This window comes from Aeromonas lacus, assembly GCF_000764665.1.
GTDB classification, from domain to species: Bacteria; Pseudomonadota; Gammaproteobacteria; order Enterobacterales; family Aeromonadaceae; genus Aeromonas; species Aeromonas lacus.
On the sequence record NZ_JRGM01000175.1, the window covers coordinates 31517 to 49446 of the forward strand.

Genomic DNA, 17930 nt, shown 5'->3' on the forward strand with positions numbered 1-17930 from the left:
GGTGATCTGTGGCACTCTATGTACAGAAGTACGGCGGCACCTCGGTCGGCACATTGGAGCGGATCGAGGCAGTAGCTGAGCGGGTCGAGCAGACCCGCGCCCAGGGACACGACGTGGTGGTGGTGGTCTCCGCCATGTCGGGCGAAACCAACCGGTTGCTGGGCATGGCCCAGCAGCTGGATCCTGATGCCAACCGGCGTGAGATGGATGTACTGGTCTCCACCGGTGAGCAGGTCACCATAGCGCTGCTGGCCATCGCGTTGAACAAACGCGGTTGCCCGGCGGTCTCGATGACTGGCGATCAGGTACGGATTCATACCGATTCCGCCTATGGCAAGGCGCGCATCACTCACATCGACACCGAGCTGGTTCATGCTGAACTGGCTGCGGGCAAGGTGGTGGTGATCGCCGGTTTCCAGGGCCGTGACGAGCATAACGCCATCACGACGCTGGGCCGCGGCGGCTCGGATACCACGGCGGTTGCCGTGGCGGCGGCCATCAAGGCCGATGAGTGCCAGATCTTTACCGATGTGGATGGGGTATACACCACGGATCCGCGCATCGAGCCCAAGGCTCGTCGTCTCGACACCATCACCTTCGAGGAGATGCTGGAGATGGCCAGTCTCGGTGCCAAGGTGCTGCAGATCCGCTCGGTGGAGTTTGCGGGCAAGTACCGCGTCCCGCTGCGGGTGCTGTCGAGCTTTGTCGACGGAGAGGGAACCTTAATCACATATGGAGGTGAGAGGATGGAAGCTCCCCTGGTATCCGGGATCGCTTTTAACCGCAACGAGGCCAGCCTGACCATTCTGGGTGTGCCGGACAGACCGACCGTGGCTGCGCAGATCCTGAATCCGATCAGCGACGCCAACATTGATGTCGACATGATTGTGCAAAATACCCTGGGAGATGGCACCGCCGACTTCACCTTCACGGTGAATCGTGACGACTACCGCCGTGCCCGTGCGCTGCTGGAGGAGACCGCGACTGCGCTTGGCGCCTCCTGCGTGCAGGGGAATGGCGAGATTGCCAAGGTCTCCATTGTCGGTGTCGGCATGTGGAACCATCCCGGTGTTGCGCGCACCATGTTCAAGGTATTGGGCGAGGAGGGGATCAACATGCAGTTGATTTCGACCTCTGAAATCAAAATCTCGGTGGTGATTGACGAGAAGTATCTGGAGCTGGCGGTGCGGGCCCTGCACGCCGCTTTTGGATTGGATCAAGCGCCCCAAGAGCAGCCTTTGGGCTAACAATCGCTGATTGATTTAGTTTCAACCATTTACCATATCGGTATCTTTGTAAGATAATGTCGCATATCGATATAAAAACAAAACAGGATACAGGAGCAAGCGAATGCTTATTTTGACTCGTCGTGTAGGGGAAACCCTGATGATTGGTGATGAAGTGACTGTCACCGTACTGGGCGTTAAAGGTAACCAGGTCCGTATCGGTGTTAACGCGCCGAAAGAGGTCTCCGTACACCGTGAAGAGATCTACCAGCGCATCCAGGCTGAGAAAGTTCCGGGTCAATCCGGCTTCTAAGCGGCTTTAATGGCTGTGACAAGGCGACACCTCATGTGTCGCCTTTTGTTTTTTAAGGCCAGGCAAAACCGCGCTGCAAGGTGCAAAAGAGCGGGATAAGTGTCGATATTGTTTGAATATTCCACGCTTTGGCCAAATGCTGAGCGAACACGCTTTTTTCTCCAAAAAAGTGTTTGACTAAAAATCCCTGTGAAGTATTATCAGCCCCGCAAACGGAGAGGTGGCCGAGAGGCTGAAGGCGCTCCCCTGCTAAGGGAGTATGCGGCTTATACCCGCATCGGGGGTTCGAATCCCCCCTTCTCCGCCATTTTGCGCCCGTAGCTCAGCTGGATAGAGTACCTGGCTACGAACCAGGTGGTCAGAGGTTCGAATCCTCTCGGGCGCACCATATTCGACTCTTTGGAGTCATGTGTTGACCATCAGCAAGTCAGCACTAAAAAAGGCTTACTGTTGAGTAAGCTTTTTTTATCGTTTGAAAACAGGGCGCCCGTAGCTCAGCTGGATAGAGTACCTGGCTACGAACCAGGTGGTCAGAGGTTCGAATCCTCTCGGGCGCACCATTTCAAACAAATACAATGATTTATGAGCGCCCGTAGCTCAGCTGGATAGAGTACCTGGCTACGAACCAGGTGGTCAGAGGTTCGAATCCTCTCGGGCGCACCATGTTTCAAGCAGTGCAACAATTTATGAGCGCCCGTAGCTCAGCTGGATAGAGTACCTGGCTACGAACCAGGTGGTCAGAGGTTCGAATCCTCTCGGGCGCACCATATCTCAAGCAGTGCTACAAGTTGTGAGCGCCCGTAGCTCAGCTGGATAGAGTACCTGGCTACGAACCAGGTGGTCAGAGGTTCGAATCCTCTCGGGCGCACCATACAGACAGCCTCGACTTCGGTAGGGGCTGTTTTTTTATGGGTATTTTTCACCCTCTATCCATCTCGCTTGTTCCCGCTAATGGTGCTGCAACGGCCTCTTCCCAGCTTGCTGCAACACCCGTATTCCCACTTCTTCCTGCCCGTTGCCCCTCGTTAGCCTACAGCGTCAAAACCTCGCTGTTTGCAGTGGTTTATCTTGCATGCGTGGATACCTGGTCACTACCGCCAAATGCCTTATAACGCGCTCCTGCGCGGTTTGGCGGCAATAAAAAAGGATGCCGCAGCATCCTTTTTCAGTAGGAGTGATTCACTCAGCTTTTCAGCCATTTGCGAATGCGGTTGGCATCGCCGACCGGGGTGCGCTTGCCCACCGAGTTGAGCAGCACGATGGCCAGCTCGCGGTTGTCCGGCTTGGCACGCATCACCAGACAGCGGCCCGCTTCATCGGTAAAGCCGGTCTTGGAGAGGCGCACATCCCAATCCGGGTTTTTCACCAGCGGGTTGGTGTTGTTGAACATCAGGCTGTAGGCCGGGGTGCTGAAACGCATCTCGCGGTTCTCGTCCTGAGTGAACTGGCGGATCAGCGGCTGGCGATAGGCGGCAGCTACCAGCTTGGCCAGATCCTGCGCGGTCGCGACGTTGCGGGTCGAGAGGCCGGTGGAGTCGTAGAAGTGGGTATTGCGCATGCCCAGCTGACGGGCCTTGTTGTTCATGGCGCGCACGAAGGCGCTGCGGCCGCCCGGGTAGTGGCGGCCGAGGGCCGAGGCCATCCGGTTTTCGGAGGACATCAGCGCCAGATGCAGGGCGTCGCGGCGGGTCACCTTGGTACCCATGCGAATGCGCGAGTGGGTGTGCTTGACCCGGTCGATGTCATCCTTGTCGACCGTGATGATCTGATCCAGATTCTGCCGTGCTTCCAGCACCACCAGCGCCGTCATCAGCTTGGTGAGGGAGGCGATGGGACGAGCCTTGTTGGCATTCTTCTGATAAAGGGTCTTGCCCGAGTTGACGTCTACCACCAGTGCGCTTTCCGAGCGTACATCCAGCTTGGCAGGGCTGGGGGCGGCACTCGCCGCAGGCAATCCCAGCATTCCCATCAAGCCGACAACCAGCGCAACTGCGCGAATCCGACACCGCATACTACCGACTCCATTCCCATCGAAAAAAGGCGCTAGATTCACTCATTTTTGACTGGGCTTTACAAGGGGCGATCGAGACTATTTCTGCGCTTTGCGCAAAAGCGGGATCAAAAAAGCCCTCCATGGGAGGGCTCTTCGTGCGGGCTTGGTCAGCCGGCGTCAGTTCTGGGTCCGTGTGGCTTTGCGCTTGCTGATCCAGCGCCAGATGAGGGCGATGATGCCACCCACCAGCAGCACCACCGGCAGGTAGATGATGATGCTGAGGAACTGGGACTGATATTCGGCCGCCAGTTTGGTGTGGCTCAGGTAGTAGCCAAAGCCCACCAGCGGGCAGATCCACATGATGGAGCTGATCAGATTGACGATGAGAAAGCGGCCCTGCGGCAGTTCGGTGGCGCCGACTATGTAGGGGTAGGCGGTGCGGACGAAGGCGATGTAGCGGGCGGTGATCAGGGTGATGATCCCGTATTTGTCCAGCAGGTAGTAAACCTTCTGCTGGTGCTTCTCTTCCACATGGGAGAGCAACCGGTGGTAGAGCTGGGTGTGGCCGAGGAAGCGCCCCTGCATGTAGCCGAGCCAGGTGCCGACGAAGGTGGCCATGATCAGCAACGGGATCACCCCGAAGGAGAGCACGTCCTGATAGATGAGGACGCCGGTCAGGATCAACAGGCTGTCGCCGGGCAGGAAAGCGGTGGGGATAAAGCCATTTTCCAATACCAGAAAGGTCAGTAAGACGGCGCAAACCATGAAGGCCATCTTGGGATCGGACAGGGTCACCAGATCCTGATGCATAAAGGCGTGAGCCAGTTGGTAAAACCGCTCCATACTTGCAAACTCCGCAGGTTAGCTGGGTTGATCGGTCAAGGGCATGGCGAGCACCTTGTCGATGCGCAGACCATCCATGTCAACAATTTCCAGTTGCCACTGTTCCAGGGTCACCAGATCGCCGGTGTGTGGAACACGACCAAGGAGCAGCATGATAAGCCCTCCGAGGGTGTGATAGTGATGTTTTTCTTCTTCCGGCAGGCGAACCAGCTCCAGACAGTCCTTCAACTCGGGCAGCGGGATCAGGCCATCGAGCAGCCAGCTGCCGTCGGCACGCTGGAATGCCCAGTTGTCCTCGCCATCCTCCTGCTGGAAATCCCCGGCCAGCGCTTCCAGCAGATCCTGCTGGGTGACCAGCCCCTGCAGCTCGCCATACTCGTCCACCACCATCACCATCTGTTCGCTGTGGGTGCGGAAGTGGTTGAGCAGCTCGACCCCGTTGAGGGTCTCGGGCAGCAGGCTGCAATCCTGGGTCAGGGCCGCCAGATCGATGGGCTCCCCCTTGATGTAGGCGTGCAGCACCTTGCTTACGTTGATGACCCCTACCAGATCCGACAGGCTGCCGTCGCAGACCGGGAAGAAGCTGTGACGATACTCCACCAGCCGTTGCAGGTTGGCCTCCAGCGGCAGCGCCAGATCCAGATAGCGGATATCGCTGCGCGGCACCATCAGGGAGGAGAGGCTGCGTTCGTCTAAACGAAACACGTTGCGCAGCATGGTGTGTTCGTGATCCTCGATCACCCCGGCTTCCGACCCCTCTACCAGCATGGCATGGATCTCCTCCTCGGTGACGTTGGCGTTGCCATTCTGGTTGACCCGCAGCAGGCGCAAGGTGGTGTTGGTGGATGCCGACAGCAGCCAGACGAAGGGGCGAGTCATGATGGCAAGCCACAGCATGGGGCGCGCCACCATACAGGCGATGCGCTCGGCGCTGAGCTGGCCAAGCCGCTTGGGCACCAGTTCACCGACCACGATGGAGAGGTAGGTTACCCCCACCACCACGATGACGGTGGCGATAAGTCCGCTGCTCTTGGGGGAGAGTCCCCACTCCTGCAGCCAGAGGGAGAAGGGCTGGGCCAGCAGGGATTCGCCATAGATACCGTTGAGCAGGCCGATGGAGGTGATGCCGATCTGCACGGCAGAGAGGAAATGAGTCGGGTTTTCGCCCAGTTTGAGTGCGATGGCCGCCGAGCGGCTTCCTTCATTGGCCAGCTTGCCAAGGCGCGCCTTGCGGGCGGTGACGATGGCAATTTCCGACATGGCGAAGAGGCCGTTAAGCAAGATCAATCCCAACAGGATCAACAGTTCCATACTGCAGCTGCACTCCTTGAGTAGAAAATATCGCTGGCAGTGTAATGAATTTGGCGGCGATGTGCTTGTGAAAGCGGGTGATCCTGCTCGCTAATTTGATCTCGCAGGGGCAGGGTGTGACGCTGGGGGATGAGAAAAGGGCAGGAGATCCCGCCCTTGGCATGATTGCAGAAGTCCTTTGTCAGAACTGCTGGAAGTAGCGCTGGATCTGCTTGGGATCCTTGGTCTGGGTCAGGGAGAGCATCAACAGCACCCGCGCTTTCTGCGGGTTGAGGGTCTCGGCGGCGACGAAGCCGTACTTGGCATCATCGATCTCGGCATCCAGAGTGGTGGAGCCGGTCGGTACGCGGGCGGAGCGCACTACCCGGATGCCTTCCTTGCTCGCCTTGGCCAGGGTGTCGAACAGGGTGTGGTAGAGGTTGCCGTTACCCACCCCGGCGCTGACGATGCCGTCGAACTTGGCATCCACCATCGCCTTGGCCGGCAGATCGGTGGCGTTGGCGTAGCTGTAGACGATGCCGACTTGCGGCAGCTTGTCGAGCTTGCTCACGTCAAACGGAGTCTTGCTGGTATGCAGACGGGCCGGGCTGCGTTGGTAGTCGATCTTGCCGTTGTGGATGTAGCCGAGCGGGCCGAAGTTGGGGGAGGCAAAGGTCTGCACGCCGGTGGTGTTGGTCTTGGTGACGTCGCGGGCATCGAGCACTGTGTCGTTCATCGCCACCATGACGCCACGTCCCTTGGAGGCGGGGTCAGAGGCGGTCACCACGGCGTTGTAGAGATTCATCGGGCCGTCGGCGCTCATGGCGGTGGAGGGGCGCATGGCGCCGACCAGCACCACCGGCTTGTCGCTCTTGACGGTCAGATTGAGGAAGTAGGCGGTCTCTTCCATGGTGTCGGTGCCGTGGGTGATGACGATGCCATCCACATCATCTTTGGCCAGCAGCTCGTTGACCCGCTTGGCCAGCTTGAGCCACACCTCGTCGTTCATGTCCTGGGAGCCGATCTTCACTACCTGCTCACCCTGCACGTCGGCCACGTTCTTCATCTCGGGCACGGCAGCGATCAGGGTTTCGATGGCCACCTTGCCAGCCTCGTAGTTGGACTGGGTAGCGGACTGGCCAGCCCCGGCGATGGTGCCGCCGGTCGCCAGAATGTGCACGTTGGGCAGCGCCATGGCCATGGGGGAGAGGGTCAGGCCGACGACGGCGGCGAGCAGGGTCTTGCGGATCGGTAGGGTCATGCTGCAAATCCTTATGGTTGGAATAATCGCAGCCAGTTTGCCCAGATAACCATCAATATCTGTGATAAAACTCACCAAAAGACAGGTGAGTACAGATTTTTAACCTGTTTTATACCTCTATGGAGATAATTTAACTCGCAGAGAAACCCTTGGCTTCGATCAGGGCGATCAGCTCGGCCTTGCTCAGCTCGCTCTCGATGACGGCCTTGTTGCTGGCAAAGTCGACGGTTGCGGTGGTGACCGCAGGCTGGGCCAGCAGGGCTTTTTGCAGGCTGGCGGCGCAGCCACCACAGGACATGCCGGAGATGGTGAGTTCGATGGTCATTAATGCTCTCCTCGGTTGATATGGCACAAGGGTAAAGCTGCCGCCTCCGGCAAGGTCAAGCCGTCAGTACATAAGACCCAGATAGTTCATCAGGGTTGCTCCCAGCCGGTGTGTGGGTGACATGCGAGCCAAGGTTCGTGGTGGCGATGCGGTTTGCAGTTTCCTCTGGCAGGGTCAGTACATCAAACCGAGGTAATTCATCAGAGTTGCCCCGAGGCTGGTAGTGACCAGCGAGCCAAGGGTGGTAGTGGCGATGATGTTCGCTGCCAGCACGCTGTCGCCCCCCATGGCGCGGGTCATCACATAGCTGGCGGCGGCGGTTGGAGTGGCGCTGATGAGAAACAGAATGCCAAGCTCCAGATGGCTGAAGCCGAGCAGGGCTGCCCCCAGAGTGAACACCGCTGGAATGAGGCAGAGCCGCATCATGCTGGCCCAGCCGGTCAGCGCCGCCCCGCCGCGCAGGGCGCCGAGACTGAGGGAGGCGCCGGTGCAGAGCAGCGCCAGCGGCAGGGTCATGTTGGCGAAGTAGCTGCCGGTGGTGAGCAGCAACTGCGGCATCTTGATGCCGAGCAGGCTGAACGGCAAGGCCGCCACGATGGCGATGATGAGCGGATTTTTGATGATGCCGAGCAGGATGGGGCGAATGCCGGTTGCGCCGCCGAGGCTGCGGGTGAGGGTGATGACCGCGAGGATGTTGTAGAGCACGGTGACCGCGCCGACGTAGAGCGCTGCCGCCCCCAGCCCCTCGTGGCCATAGGCGTTCTGCACGTAGGCGAGCCCGATGATGGCGCTGTTGCCGCGAAAACTCCCCTGCACGAAGATGCCGCGCAGCTGCTGCTCGCCGATAAAGCGGCCCGCCAGCAGTTCCAGTACCAGATAGCTGGCGACGGTGGCCAGCAGGCCGTAACCGATAAACCAGGGACTCGGCATGGTGGCGAAGTTGGTGCCCAGAATACTGAGAAAGAGCAGGGCGGGCAGGGTGACCTGAAACACCAGCCGGGAGGCGGATTCAGTGAAGGGCTCCGGCAGCAGCCCCAGCCGCTTGAGCCAGATGCCGAGCAGCAGGATCACGCAGATGGGGCCTGTGATGGAGAGGGAGAAGAGCAGACTGGCCAGCAGATCCATGGTGGGCGTCCTCTTGGTGCACCGCCCGAAGCGGGGCAAAAAGGGCATTCTAACGCCATGGGCTTGTATTCACAGGGGTTAATCACAACAATGTGGGCAATTTCCACCGCCTGCGCCAAGCCCCAGTGAGTCAATCCATGGACAAGAAACTGACCATCCTCGATATCGCCCGCCTCTCGGGGGTCGGCAAGTCGACGGTTTCCCGGGTGCTCAATCAGGATCCCAAGGTGAAGCAGGAGACCCGCGAGCGGGTGGAGCAGATCATCGCCGAGCACTGCTTCGTGCCGAGCAAGTCGGCGCGGGCCATGCGCAGCCAGAGCCAGCAGGTGGTGGGGATCATCGTCTCGCGGCTCGACTCCAGCTCGGAAAATCAGGCGGTACGCGGCATGCTGGAGACCCTCTACCAGCGCGGCTACGACGCCGTGCTGATGGAGAGCAAATTCTCTCCCGCCAAGGTGCTGGAGCATCTGGCGGTGCTGGAGCGGCGCGGAGTGGATGGCATCATCCTGTTCGCCTTCAACGATCTCGACTATGCCGCCATGGCGCCGCTCAGGGATAAGCTGGTGTTGGTTGCCCGCGAATACCCCGGTTTCTCCTCGGTCTGTTTTGACGATGCCGGGGCGGTGCGCACCATGCTGGGCCAGCTCGCTGCCCGCGGTATCCGCGATATCGCCTATCTGGGGGTGGATACCGCCGACCTCACCACCGGCCAGCGCCGGCTCGACGCCTACCTCGGCTACTGCGCTGAGCAGGGGCTGGCAGCGCGCAGCGCCCTCGGCGATCTCAGCCTGCAGAGCGGCTACCGGTTGGCTGCCGACCTGCTCACCCCGACGACCGGCGCGCTGGTCTGCGCCAGCGATACCCTCGCCATCGGCGCGGCAAAATACCTGCAAGAACAGGGGCGCAGCGAGGTGCTGGTGACCGGCCTTGGCAACAACCCCATGCTCACCTTCCTCTTCCCCAACGCTCTCACTCTGGATCTGGGTTACAAGGGGGCAGGGGAGCAGGCGGCGCGCCAGCTGCTCGGCCAGATCGAGCAGGAGCAGCCTCCGCTGGCAACCATAGCCCCCTGCCGCACCCTGTGAGCCCCATCACTTCAGGCTGAACAAAAAACGCGCTTTTTGTGACGCTGGCCACGAATTGGGAACGTTCCCATTTTGATCTGGCAAGATTGTCGGCATGCTAAATGGGAACGATACCAAAAACGCTCGAGCCCAAAGGGTGGCTCGCAAGGGCGATGCAGACCACTATTCAATGGCGTCACAGAGGGAAGACCCATGTCCAAGATCAACGCACAGCAGCTTGCCACCCTGATCGACAAGATCGGCGGCAAGGAGAACATCGCCACCGTCAGCCACTGCCTGACCCGGTTGCGCTTCGTCCTGAACGATCCGGCCAAGGCCGACAGCAAGGCCATCGAAACCATCCCGGCGGTGAAGGGAAGCTTCACCCAGGGCGGTCAATTCCAGGTGGTGATCGGCAACGAGGTCGAGCAGTGGTACAAGGCGCTGACTGAAGAGCTCGGCGTCAGCGGTGGCAGCAAGGAGGCCGCCAAGCAGGCGGCGCGCCAGAACATGAACCCGCTGGAGCGGGGCATCTCCCATCTGGCGGAGATCTTCGTGCCGCTGTTGCCCGCCATCATCACCGGCGGTCTGATCCTGGGCTTTCGCAACGTCATCGGCGACATCAAGATGTTCGACGATGGCACTCACACCCTCACCGAGATCAGCCAGTTCTGGGCTCAGGTGCACGCCTTCCTCTGGCTGCTGGGCGAGGCGATCTTCCACTTCCTGCCGGTGGGTGTCTGCTGGTCTGCAGTGAAGAAGATGGGTGGCTCCGAGATCCTCGGTATCGTGCTGGGTATCACGCTGGTGTCGCCGCAGTTGATGAACGCCTATGGCATCGGTCAGCAGACTCCCGAGGTGTGGGACTTCGGTCTGTTCGTGATCCAGAAGGTGGGTTATCAGGCGCAGGTCATTCCAGCGCTGCTGGCGGGGGTATTCCTGGCCTGGGTGGAGACCAACCTCAAGCGCATCATTCCGGCCTATCTCTATCTGGTGATTGTGCCGTTCGTTTCTCTGCTGCTGGCGGTGATCGTGGCTCACGCCTTTATCGGTCCGTTCGGTCGCTGGCTCGGTGACGGTGTCGGCTTTGCTGCCAAGGCCGCCATGACCGGTTCCTTCGCCCCAATCGGTGCCGCCCTGTTCGGCTTCCTCTACGCACCGCTGGTCATCACCGGCATCCACCACACCACCAACGCGGTGGATCTGCAGCTGATGCAGAGCATGGGTGGCACCCCGATTTGGCCGCTGATCGCCCTCTCCAACATCGCTCAGGCTTCTGCTGTCGTCGGCATCATCCTGATTAGCCGCAAGGAGAACGAACGGGAGATCTCGGTGCCTGCCGCCATCTCCGCCTATCTCGGGGTGACCGAGCCGGCGATGTACGGTATCAACCTCAAATACAAGTTCCCCATGCTGTGCGCCATGGTGGGATCGAGCCTTGCTGCCCTCATCTGCGGTTTCGCCGGGGTGATGGCCAACGGCATCGGGGTAGGCGGCCTGCCGGGCATCCTTTCCATCCAGCCGCAATACTGGGGCGTTTACTCCCTCGCCATGCTGGTCGCCATCGTGGTGCCGGTGGTGCTGACCCTGCTGGTCTACAAGCGCCAGCAGGCGGCGGGCAAGCTGGCCGAAGCCAGCGCCTGAATCTGATTGTCAGGGCGACCCAACGGGTCGCCCTCTCCCATTTCAATTTATGACAAGAGAAAGAGCCATGAGCCAAACACCCTGGTGGCAGAGTGCCGTGATTTACCAGATCTACCCCAAGAGCTTTCAGGATTCCGGCGCCCGTGGCACCGGTGATCTCAAGGGGATCATGGCCCGCCTCGACTATCTCAAAACCCTGGGTGTCGATGCCCTCTGGCTGACCCCGGTTTACGTCTCCCCGCAGGTGGACAACGGCTACGACATCGCCGACTACTACGCCATCGATCCCGCCTACGGCACCATGGCCGACTTCGAGGCGCTGCTGGCCGCCGCTCACGCGCGGGACATCCGCATCGTGATGGATATCGTGGTCAACCACACCTCCACCGAGCACGCCTGGTTCAAGTCGGCGCTGGGGGATAAAAACAGCCCCTACCGCGACTACTATATCTGGCGCGATCCGGTGGATGGCGGCGTGCCCAACAACTGGCAATCCAAATTTGGCGGCAGCGCCTGGGAGCTGGATCCCGCCACCGGTCAGTACTACCTGCACCTGTTTGCCCGCGAGCAGGCAGACCTCAACTGGGAAAATCCGGCGGTGCGCGCCGAGGTCAAAAACATCATTCACTTCTGGGCCAAAAAGGGGGTGGACGGGTTCCGGCTCGACGTCATCAACCTTATCTCCAAAGATCAGACGTTCCCGAACGACGAGATTGGCGATGGTCGCCGCTTCTACACCGACGGGCCGCGCATCCACGAATTTTTGCAGGACGTGAGTCGCGACGTCTTTGCGCCGGTTGGCGCCATGACGGTGGGGGAGATGTCTTCTACTTCGCTGGAGCACTGCCAGCGCTACGGCGCGCTGGATGGCTCCGAGCTCTCCATGGTGTTCAACTTCCACCATCTGAAGGTGGATTACCCCAACGGCGACAAGTGGACCAAGGCGCCGTTCGATTTCCTCGAACTCAAGCGCATCTTCAACCACTGGCAGAGTGGCATGCATGGCAAGGGGTGGTCGGCGCTGTTCTGGTGCAACCACGATCAGCCGCGTATCGTCTCCCGCTTCGGTGACGAGGGCGAACATAGGGTCGTGGCCGCCAAGATGCTGGCCAGCACCTTGCACGGTTTGCAGGGTACCCCCTACATCTATCAGGGGGAGGAGATTGGCATGACCAATCCGGGTTATGGCAGCATCCATGACTATCAGGATGTGGAGAGCCGCAATATCTTCGCCATCAAGCAGGCGGAAGGGATGAGCGAGGCCGAGATCCTCGCGATTCTCGGCGCCAAGTCCCGCGACAACTCGCGCACCCCGATGCAGTGGAGTGCTGCCCCCAACGCCGGTTTCACCAGCGGAACGCCATGGCTCAAGCCTGCCGCCAACTACCCCGAGATCAACGCCGAGGCGGCGCTGGCCGACCAGAACTCTGTGTTCTGGCACTATCGTGATCTCATTGCGCTGCGCAAGGCGCACCCCATCTTCACTCAGGGGGATTATCAGGAGCTGCTGACGGAGCACCCGCAGATCTGGGCCTATGCCCGTCGCGCCAACGGTCAGACCCTGCTGGTAGTGAGCAACTTCTACGGCGAGCCGGCCACCTTCGCCCTGCCGGACGAGCTGGCCACCGGCAAGGGTCGCCTGCTGCTCGGCAACTACCCGGATAGCCCGGCCCAACCGCAATCGGGTATGCTGCGCCCTTATGAATCCCTGATCTGGCTGATGGAGTAGGCGATGACGAAGGTGGTGCGCGGTGCTGAGTGGCAGAAGATGGTGGCGGGGGAGCCTTATGATGCGGGCGATCCCGAGCTGAAAGCGGCGCGCGAGCGCTGCCGCAGGCTCTACCACACCTTCAACACCAGCTGGCAGGAGAAACCGGCGCGGGATGCTTTGCTGCACGAGCTGCTCGGTAGCCGCGGCCAGGAGTGTGCCATCAATCCGCCGTTCTTCTGCGACTATGGCGCCAACATCTTCGTCGGCGAGAACTTCTACGCCAACGTGGGCTGCACCATCCTCGACGTCTGTGAGGTGCACATCGGCGACAACGTGCTGCTGGCGCCCGGGGTGCAGATCTACACCGCCGCTCACCCGGTGGCGGTGGCGCCGCGCATCAGGGGTGTCGAGTTCGGCAAGCCGGTGCGGATCGGCCACAACGTCTGGATTGGCGGGAGCACAGTCATCTGTCCCGGCGTCACTATCGGTGACAACAGCGTCATCGGCGCCGGTTCGGTAGTGACCAAAGATGTGCCCGCCAACGTGGTGGCGGTCGGCAACCCCTGTCGGGTGTTGCGCCCGATGACGGCGGAGGAGCTTGCGGGCCTCGAATAGGCATTTTCGGGTAGCTTGGCAGCACTTTTTATCATTTATTTTTTAAATGGTATTGCCGTAATCATTTGTTTATCGAATGGTCGATAACCTCTCAAAGTGCCCTGCTGGCGCGGTTTTGGGGCGATTTACCCCTTGTGCAGCGTTCGCCCGATCGACATGCAACTGTGCCCCGGTTCGGATTATTGTCCATTGATTGCTCATGTCTGGCTGAGGGCGGCCGATACTCTTTGATGCAGGAGGTAACCTATGGACATATCCAGCTCTGCAAATGCGTCGTTCGGTTCTGCGTTGATGGCGGCCAGTCTGGCCAAAAAACAGCAGACCCAAGAGGGCGAATCCGCACTGAAATTGCTGCAAACCGCAGCGCAATCCGCTCCGGCTGCGCCGACATCGGCCAGCGCTTCCCTCGGAAGCAATATCGATATCCGCGTCTGAGCGATAAAAAAGCCCCCATCTCTCGATGGGGGCTTTCTTTTTATTTGGCTGTTACCTGTCAGGCTCAGACCGGGAAAGGAGCCGGTGCCTCGAAGGTCATCCGCTCGCCGCTGCGGGGGTGGCTGATGGTCAGGCTGGCCGCATGCAGATAAAGGTGCGGTGCCGCCGCCAGCGCATCCGGGTTGGCGTAGAGGTTATCGCCGAGGATGGGGTGACCCAGCTCCAGCATATGAACCCGCAGCTGATGGGAGCGACCGGTAATCGGGGTCAGCTTGATCAGGCTGTTGCCGTTCTCCACCTTCAGCTTCTGCCACAGAGTCAGGGCGTGACGCCCCTCCTCAAAATCCACCTTCTGCTTCGGCCGGTTGGGCCAGTCGACGCAGAGCGGCAGATCCACTTCACCCGCATCCTGCTCAGGTTCACCCCACACCCAGGCGAGGTAGTGCTTCTCGGTCTCCCGCTCGCGGAATTGCCGGCTCAGCTCCCGGTGGGAGTTGGGGTTGAGCGGGATCACCAGCACGCCGGTCGTCGCCATATCGAGGCGATGAGCCGCCGCCGCTTTGGGGTGCTGCTGCTTCACCCGATGCAGGACGCTGTCTTCATTCTCGGGGCCGCGCCCGGGGACGCTCAGCAGGCCAGTGGGCTTGTTGACCACCATGATGTCCTTGTCCTTGAACAGGATATCGAGCCAGGGTTCCAGGGGCGGTGAGTATACAAACATAGCGTCTCGCATCTTTGGTCAAAGCGGGGGCAAGCCCCCATCAGTTATGGGTTACCACGATAAAAAGTGCATGGCAGCCAACTCGCGTTGGGTCTGGCCATTTCACCGTTTTATCAGTTATGGGTAACCACAATAAAGCGGATGGCATCCAGCTTGAGCTGGGTCTGGTCGATCAGGTGGTGCAATTCTGCCTGCAGATTGCGCAGATATTCCAGCTCGCTGTCGCGCACGTTCGGGTTGACCGCCTTGAGCGCCTCCAGACGATCGAGATCCTGCTGCAGGGTATGCGCCATCTGGGCGCGGGCCTTGTCGACAATCCCGGCCTTCAGCTCTTCGGCAATCGCCTGACCCTGGCCAATCAGACCGTGGATCACCGGCTGGGACGCAGTCACCAGCTTGCTGCCAAGGTGGCGGTTGACCGGGGTCAGCTGGCGGTTGAACGCATCGAACGCCACCTTCTCGCCAAGGTTGTTGCCGTTCTTGTCCATCAGCAGGCGGATCGGTGTCGGCGGCATGAAGCGGTAGAGCTGGGGATGAGCCGCAGACTCGGCGACGAAGATCAGCTCCAGCAGGATGGAACCGACTGGCAGCGCCTTGTTCTTGAGCAGAGCCACCGAGGTGGCACCGATCTCGGAGCCGAGGATCAGGTCGATACCGCCGCGCATCATGGGGTGATCCCAGGAGAGGAACGACATATCGTCCCGCGACAGGGCGGTGGTGCGATCAAAGGTGATGGTCATGCCGTCTTGCGGCAGGCCCGGGAAGCTGGGCACCAGCATGTGATCGCCCGGCATCAGCACCAGCGCGTTTTCGCCGCGATCATCCTGATTGACGCCGATCTCGTCGAACATCTTGAGGGCGAAGGAGATCATGCCGGTGTCGTCATCTTCGGCGGCCAGCTTCTCGACCAGCTGCTTGGCGGCTTCGCCACCGCTGGAGTGGATCTCCAGCAGACGATCGCGACCCTGTTCCAGCTTGGCTTTGAGCGGCTCATGCAGTTCGCGGGTGCGGCTCAGCAGCGCTTCGAGGGTCGCCTGAACGCCGGTGTTGGCGGCCAGCAGCTCGAACAGCTCGTCACGCACCGCTTCAAACACCGGGCGGGCGGTCGGGCAGGTCTGCTCGAATGCATCGAGGCCATCGTGATACCAGAGTTGCAGGGCGCGCTGGGAGGTGCCCTCCAGATAGGGAACGTGGATCTCGACGGTGTTCTGCTGACCGATGCGATCGAGACGGCCGATCCGCTGCTCCAGCAGATCCGGGTTGAGGGGCAGATCGAACAGCACCAGATGGCTGGCAAACTGGAAGTTGCGACCTTCGGAGCCGATCTCGGAGCAGAGCAGTACCTGGGCGCCACCCTCCTGCTGGGCGAAATAGGCGGAGGCCTTGTCCCGCTCGAGGATGGACATCCCCTCGTGGAAGACGGCGGCACGGATCCCCTCGCGGGTACGCACGGCCTCTTCCAGTGCGATGGCGGTGGCTGCTTCGGAGCAGATCACCAGCACCTTTTGCTGACGGGCAGAGATCAGCAGCTCCAGCAGCCAGTCAACGCGCGGGTCGAACTGGGTCCAGCTGGCGCTGTCGCCTTCAAACTGCTGGAAGATCTTCTCGGGGTAGAGATAGCGCAGGGCGCGGGTCTGCAGATCGCCGCCGTTGCCACCCATCATGCCCATCACCTTGATGGCGGTCTTGTACTGCTCCGGCAGCGGCATGGGGTAGACATTGAGATGACGCTCGGGGAAGCCCTGAATGTTGGCGCGGCTGTTGCGGAACAGGACGCGACCGGTGCCGTGCTGATCCAGCAGCTTGGCGACCGCCTGTTGGCGGGCAGCGGCATCGCCGAGATCCAGACCGGTCAGCTGATCGGCCAGGATGGCTTTGGCGTTTTCGCTCAGGGTCTCGCCATCCAGCAGCTCTTGCGCGGCGCTGGCGACCTGACCATAGGCCTGCTCCTCGGCAAGGAAGGCGTCGTAGTCGTAGAAACGCTCCGGGTCGAGCAGGCGCAGACGGGCAAAGTGGCTCTGGTGGCCCAGCTGATCCGGGGTCGCGGTCAGCAGCAGCACGCCCGGCACCTGTTCGGCCAACGCTTCCACCATTTCATAGGCACGGCTCGGTGCCTCTTCGCTCCACTCCAGATGGTGCGCTTCATCGACAACCAGCAGATCCCATTCGGCTTCCAGCACCTGCTCGAAGCGACGACGCTTCTTGCGCAGGAAGTCGAGGCTGCAGATCACCAGCTGTTCGGTCTCGAAGGGGTTTTCCGCATCGGCGAACGCCTCGATGCAGCGCTCCTCGTCAAACAGGGAGAAGTGCAGGTTGAAACGGCGCAGCATCTCGACCAGCCACTGGTGCTGGAGCGTTTCGGGCAGCAGGATCAGCACCCGATGGGCGCGGCCGGAGAGCAGCTGCTGATGAATGATCATGCCCGCTTCGATGGTCTTGCCCAGACCAACCTCATCGGCCAGCAGTACGCGCGGAGCGTAGCGGTGACCCACTTCGTGGGCGATATAGAGCTGGTGCGGGATCAGGCTGACCCGGCCACCGGCCAGACCGCGGGTCGGATTGCGACGACGCTTGTGCTGGTTGACCAGCGCTTCGTAGCGCAGGGTAAAGCGGGACATCCGATCGATCTGACCGGCGAACAGGCGATCCTGCGGCTTGTTGAACTTGATAAAGTTGTTGAGAAACACTTCCTTGAGGACAACCGGCTCATCATTGTCGGTGCGAACACCTACATATATAAGCAGGCCATCTTTCTCCTGCACTTCGTCGACCGTCATGGTCCAGTCTTCGTGACTGGCAATCTGATCGCCCACATTGAAGCTGACCCGGGTCACCGGCGCCTCTTCTTTGGCATACATGCGGTTTTCACCGGTAGCCGGGAACAACAGGGTAACCATGCGTCCTTCAACAGCAACGACAGTCCCCAAACCAAGATCCGTCTCTGTATCACTAATCCAACGCTGGCCAAGTGCAAAAGGCATTAAACTCTCCAAAGCCCAAGAGTGTGTGAATCGCAAAGGGGCGCTATGTTACCCGAAGGAGTGACCTCGATCACCAAGGATATAGAGGGATGAGATCAAATCATGATGGCCCTGATTTGTCGCAGAGAAGGCACTAAAGAAGATAGCCGCAGGCGACTGTGGTGGGCTGTTTCGTGGAATAAGTCATCGTTTCGAACAATAAGTAAGCGGTCGTGCGGAAAATACGAATTTAATGCAAAAACACCCTTGCCAACGTGATCAGGATCCCTATAATGCGCCTCCATCGACACGGCAAGCGGCAACGCAAACAACCGGGTCGGTAACCTCGAAAAGCCTTTGCAAATAAGGCTTGACTCGAGAAGGCGGTTGAGTAGAATGCCACT

16 protein-coding genes and 6 tRNA genes are annotated in these 17930 nt (G+C 60.2%); 13 read left to right on the forward strand and 9 right to left on the reverse strand.

Features of this window, described 5'->3' with window-relative positions; translation table 11 throughout:
- Positions 1-8 precede the first annotated feature (8 nt).
- The 8 genes from LG31_RS0118740 to LG31_RS0118775 all read left to right on the forward strand — a co-directional run bounded on the left by LG31_RS0118740 (position 9) and on the right by LG31_RS0118775 (position 2410).
- Complete coding sequence (locus tag LG31_RS0118740) at positions 9-1247, forward strand: aspartate kinase (RefSeq protein ID WP_033115931.1); 1239 nt, start codon at positions 9-11, stop codon at positions 1245-1247.
- A 103-nt stretch (positions 1248-1350) separates the two neighbouring features.
- Positions 1351-1539 carry a carbon storage regulator CsrA gene (gene csrA, locus LG31_RS0118745; RefSeq protein WP_005305164.1) on the forward strand — a complete coding sequence of 63 codons (189 nt, stop codon included), beginning with the start codon at positions 1351-1353 and terminating at the stop codon, positions 1537-1539.
- A gap of 214 nt (positions 1540-1753) precedes the next feature.
- A tRNA-Ser gene (locus LG31_RS0118750) sits at positions 1754-1846 on the forward strand.
- Positions 1847-1850: 4 nt separating this feature from the next.
- A tRNA-Arg gene (locus LG31_RS0118755) sits at positions 1851-1927 on the forward strand.
- 95 nt (positions 1928-2022) lie between these two features.
- Positions 2023-2099, forward strand: a tRNA-Arg gene (locus LG31_RS0118760).
- 26 nt (positions 2100-2125) lie between these two features.
- Positions 2126-2202 (forward strand) — tRNA-Arg (locus LG31_RS0118765).
- A 27-nt stretch (positions 2203-2229) separates the two neighbouring features.
- Positions 2230-2306 (forward strand) — tRNA-Arg (locus LG31_RS0118770).
- 27 nt (positions 2307-2333) lie between these two features.
- Positions 2334-2410: transfer RNA gene (locus LG31_RS0118775), tRNA-Arg, on the forward strand.
- Between the two features lie 312 nt (positions 2411-2722).
- On the opposite strand, the gene pbpG is transcribed toward LG31_RS0118775, so the two are convergent.
- The 6 genes from pbpG to LG31_RS0118805 form a co-directional block, all read right to left on the reverse strand.
- The gene (gene pbpG, locus LG31_RS0118780; protein WP_033115932.1) at positions 2723-3550 is read right to left on the reverse strand and encodes a D-alanyl-D-alanine endopeptidase; all 828 of its coding nucleotides are present in this window, start codon (positions 3548-3550) and stop codon (positions 2723-2725) included.
- Positions 3551-3709: 159 nt separating this feature from the next.
- Entirely contained in the window at positions 3710-4375 is a 666-nt protein-coding gene (locus LG31_RS0118785; RefSeq protein ID WP_033115933.1) for a DedA family protein, read from the reverse strand.
- Between the two features lie 18 nt (positions 4376-4393).
- Complete coding sequence (locus LG31_RS0118790; RefSeq protein ID WP_033115934.1) at positions 4394-5686, reverse strand: hemolysin family protein; 1293 nt, start codon at positions 5684-5686, stop codon at positions 4394-4396.
- A gap of 181 nt (positions 5687-5867) precedes the next feature.
- Entirely contained in the window at positions 5868-6926 is a 1059-nt protein-coding gene (gene ansB / locus LG31_RS0118795; protein ID WP_033115935.1) for an L-asparaginase 2, read from the reverse strand.
- Positions 6927-7056: 130 nt separating this feature from the next.
- Positions 7057-7251, reverse strand: coding sequence for a heavy-metal-associated domain-containing protein (locus LG31_RS0118800; protein WP_033115936.1), 195 nt, complete (start codon positions 7249-7251; stop codon positions 7057-7059).
- 174 nt (positions 7252-7425) lie between these two features.
- The gene (locus tag LG31_RS0118805; RefSeq protein WP_033115937.1) at positions 7426-8376 is read right to left on the reverse strand and encodes an AEC family transporter; all 951 of its coding nucleotides are present in this window, start codon (positions 8374-8376) and stop codon (positions 7426-7428) included.
- Between the two features lie 137 nt (positions 8377-8513).
- On the opposite strand from LG31_RS0118805, the gene treR reads away from it, so the two are divergent.
- The 5 genes from treR (at position 8514) to LG31_RS0118830 (ending at position 13845) form a co-directional block, all read left to right on the forward strand.
- Positions 8514-9461, forward strand: coding sequence for a trehalose operon repressor TreR (gene treR / locus LG31_RS0118810; RefSeq protein ID WP_033115938.1), 948 nt, complete (start codon positions 8514-8516; stop codon positions 9459-9461).
- A 192-nt stretch (positions 9462-9653) separates the two neighbouring features.
- Entirely contained in the window at positions 9654-11084 is a 1431-nt protein-coding gene (treB, locus tag LG31_RS0118815; protein WP_033115939.1) for a PTS trehalose transporter subunit IIBC, read from the forward strand.
- 67 nt (positions 11085-11151) lie between these two features.
- The gene (treC, locus tag LG31_RS0118820) at positions 11152-12813 is read left to right on the forward strand and encodes an alpha,alpha-phosphotrehalase (RefSeq protein WP_033115940.1); all 1662 of its coding nucleotides are present in this window, start codon (positions 11152-11154) and stop codon (positions 12811-12813) included.
- A 3-nt stretch (positions 12814-12816) separates the two neighbouring features.
- Positions 12817-13410, forward strand: coding sequence for a sugar O-acetyltransferase (locus tag LG31_RS0118825; RefSeq protein ID WP_033115941.1), 594 nt, complete (start codon positions 12817-12819; stop codon positions 13408-13410).
- A 246-nt stretch (positions 13411-13656) separates the two neighbouring features.
- Complete coding sequence (locus LG31_RS0118830) at positions 13657-13845, forward strand: hypothetical protein (protein ID WP_019446232.1); 189 nt, start codon at positions 13657-13659, stop codon at positions 13843-13845.
- Between the two features lie 64 nt (positions 13846-13909).
- Here LG31_RS0118830 and rluA read toward each other — a convergent pair whose 3' ends face one another.
- The 3 genes from rluA to LG31_RS21735 all read right to left on the reverse strand — a co-directional run.
- Complete coding sequence (rluA, locus tag LG31_RS0118835) at positions 13910-14566, reverse strand: bifunctional tRNA pseudouridine(32) synthase/23S rRNA pseudouridine(746) synthase RluA (protein ID WP_033115942.1); 657 nt, start codon at positions 14564-14566, stop codon at positions 13910-13912.
- 113 nt (positions 14567-14679) lie between these two features.
- A complete protein-coding gene (gene rapA, locus LG31_RS0118840; RefSeq protein ID WP_033115943.1) occupies positions 14680-17547 on the reverse strand; it encodes an RNA polymerase-associated protein RapA in 2868 nt (955 codons plus the stop codon).
- 95 nt (positions 17548-17642) lie between these two features.
- A partial coding sequence (locus LG31_RS21735; protein WP_238567546.1) for a hypothetical protein occupies positions 17643-17930 on the reverse strand: 288 nt, incomplete at its 5' end.

Coding starts and splice junctions, on each gene's coding strand:
- treB (WP_033115939.1), top strand. CDS start 9,654: ATGTCCAAGATCAACGCACAGCAGCTTGCCACCCTGATCGACAAGATC.
- LG31_RS0118830 (WP_019446232.1), top strand. CDS start 13,657: ATGGACATATCCAGCTCTGCAAATGCGTCGTTCGGTTCTGCGTTGATG.
- LG31_RS0118800 (WP_033115936.1), bottom strand. CDS start 7,251: ATGACCATCGAACTCACCATCTCCGGCATGTCCTGTGGTGGCTGCGCC.
- ansB (WP_033115935.1), bottom strand. CDS start 6,926: ATGACCCTACCGATCCGCAAGACCCTGCTCGCCGCCGTCGTCGGCCTG.
- pbpG (WP_033115932.1), bottom strand. CDS start 3,550: ATGCGGTGTCGGATTCGCGCAGTTGCGCTGGTTGTCGGCTTGATGGGA.
- treC (WP_033115940.1), top strand. CDS start 11,152: ATGAGCCAAACACCCTGGTGGCAGAGTGCCGTGATTTACCAGATCTAC.
- rluA (WP_033115942.1), bottom strand. CDS start 14,566: ATGTTTGTATACTCACCGCCCCTGGAACCCTGGCTCGATATCCTGTTC.
- rapA (WP_033115943.1), bottom strand. CDS start 17,547: ATGCCTTTTGCACTTGGCCAGCGTTGGATTAGTGATACAGAGACGGAT.
- LG31_RS0118805 (WP_033115937.1), bottom strand. CDS start 8,376: ATGGATCTGCTGGCCAGTCTGCTCTTCTCCCTCTCCATCACAGGCCCC.
- treR (WP_033115938.1), top strand. CDS start 8,514: ATGGACAAGAAACTGACCATCCTCGATATCGCCCGCCTCTCGGGGGTC.
- LG31_RS0118785 (WP_033115933.1), bottom strand. CDS start 4,375: ATGGAGCGGTTTTACCAACTGGCTCACGCCTTTATGCATCAGGATCTG.
- LG31_RS0118825 (WP_033115941.1), top strand. CDS start 12,817: ATGACGAAGGTGGTGCGCGGTGCTGAGTGGCAGAAGATGGTGGCGGGG.
- LG31_RS0118790 (WP_033115934.1), bottom strand. CDS start 5,686: ATGGAACTGTTGATCCTGTTGGGATTGATCTTGCTTAACGGCCTCTTC.
- csrA (WP_005305164.1), top strand. CDS start 1,351: ATGCTTATTTTGACTCGTCGTGTAGGGGAAACCCTGATGATTGGTGAT.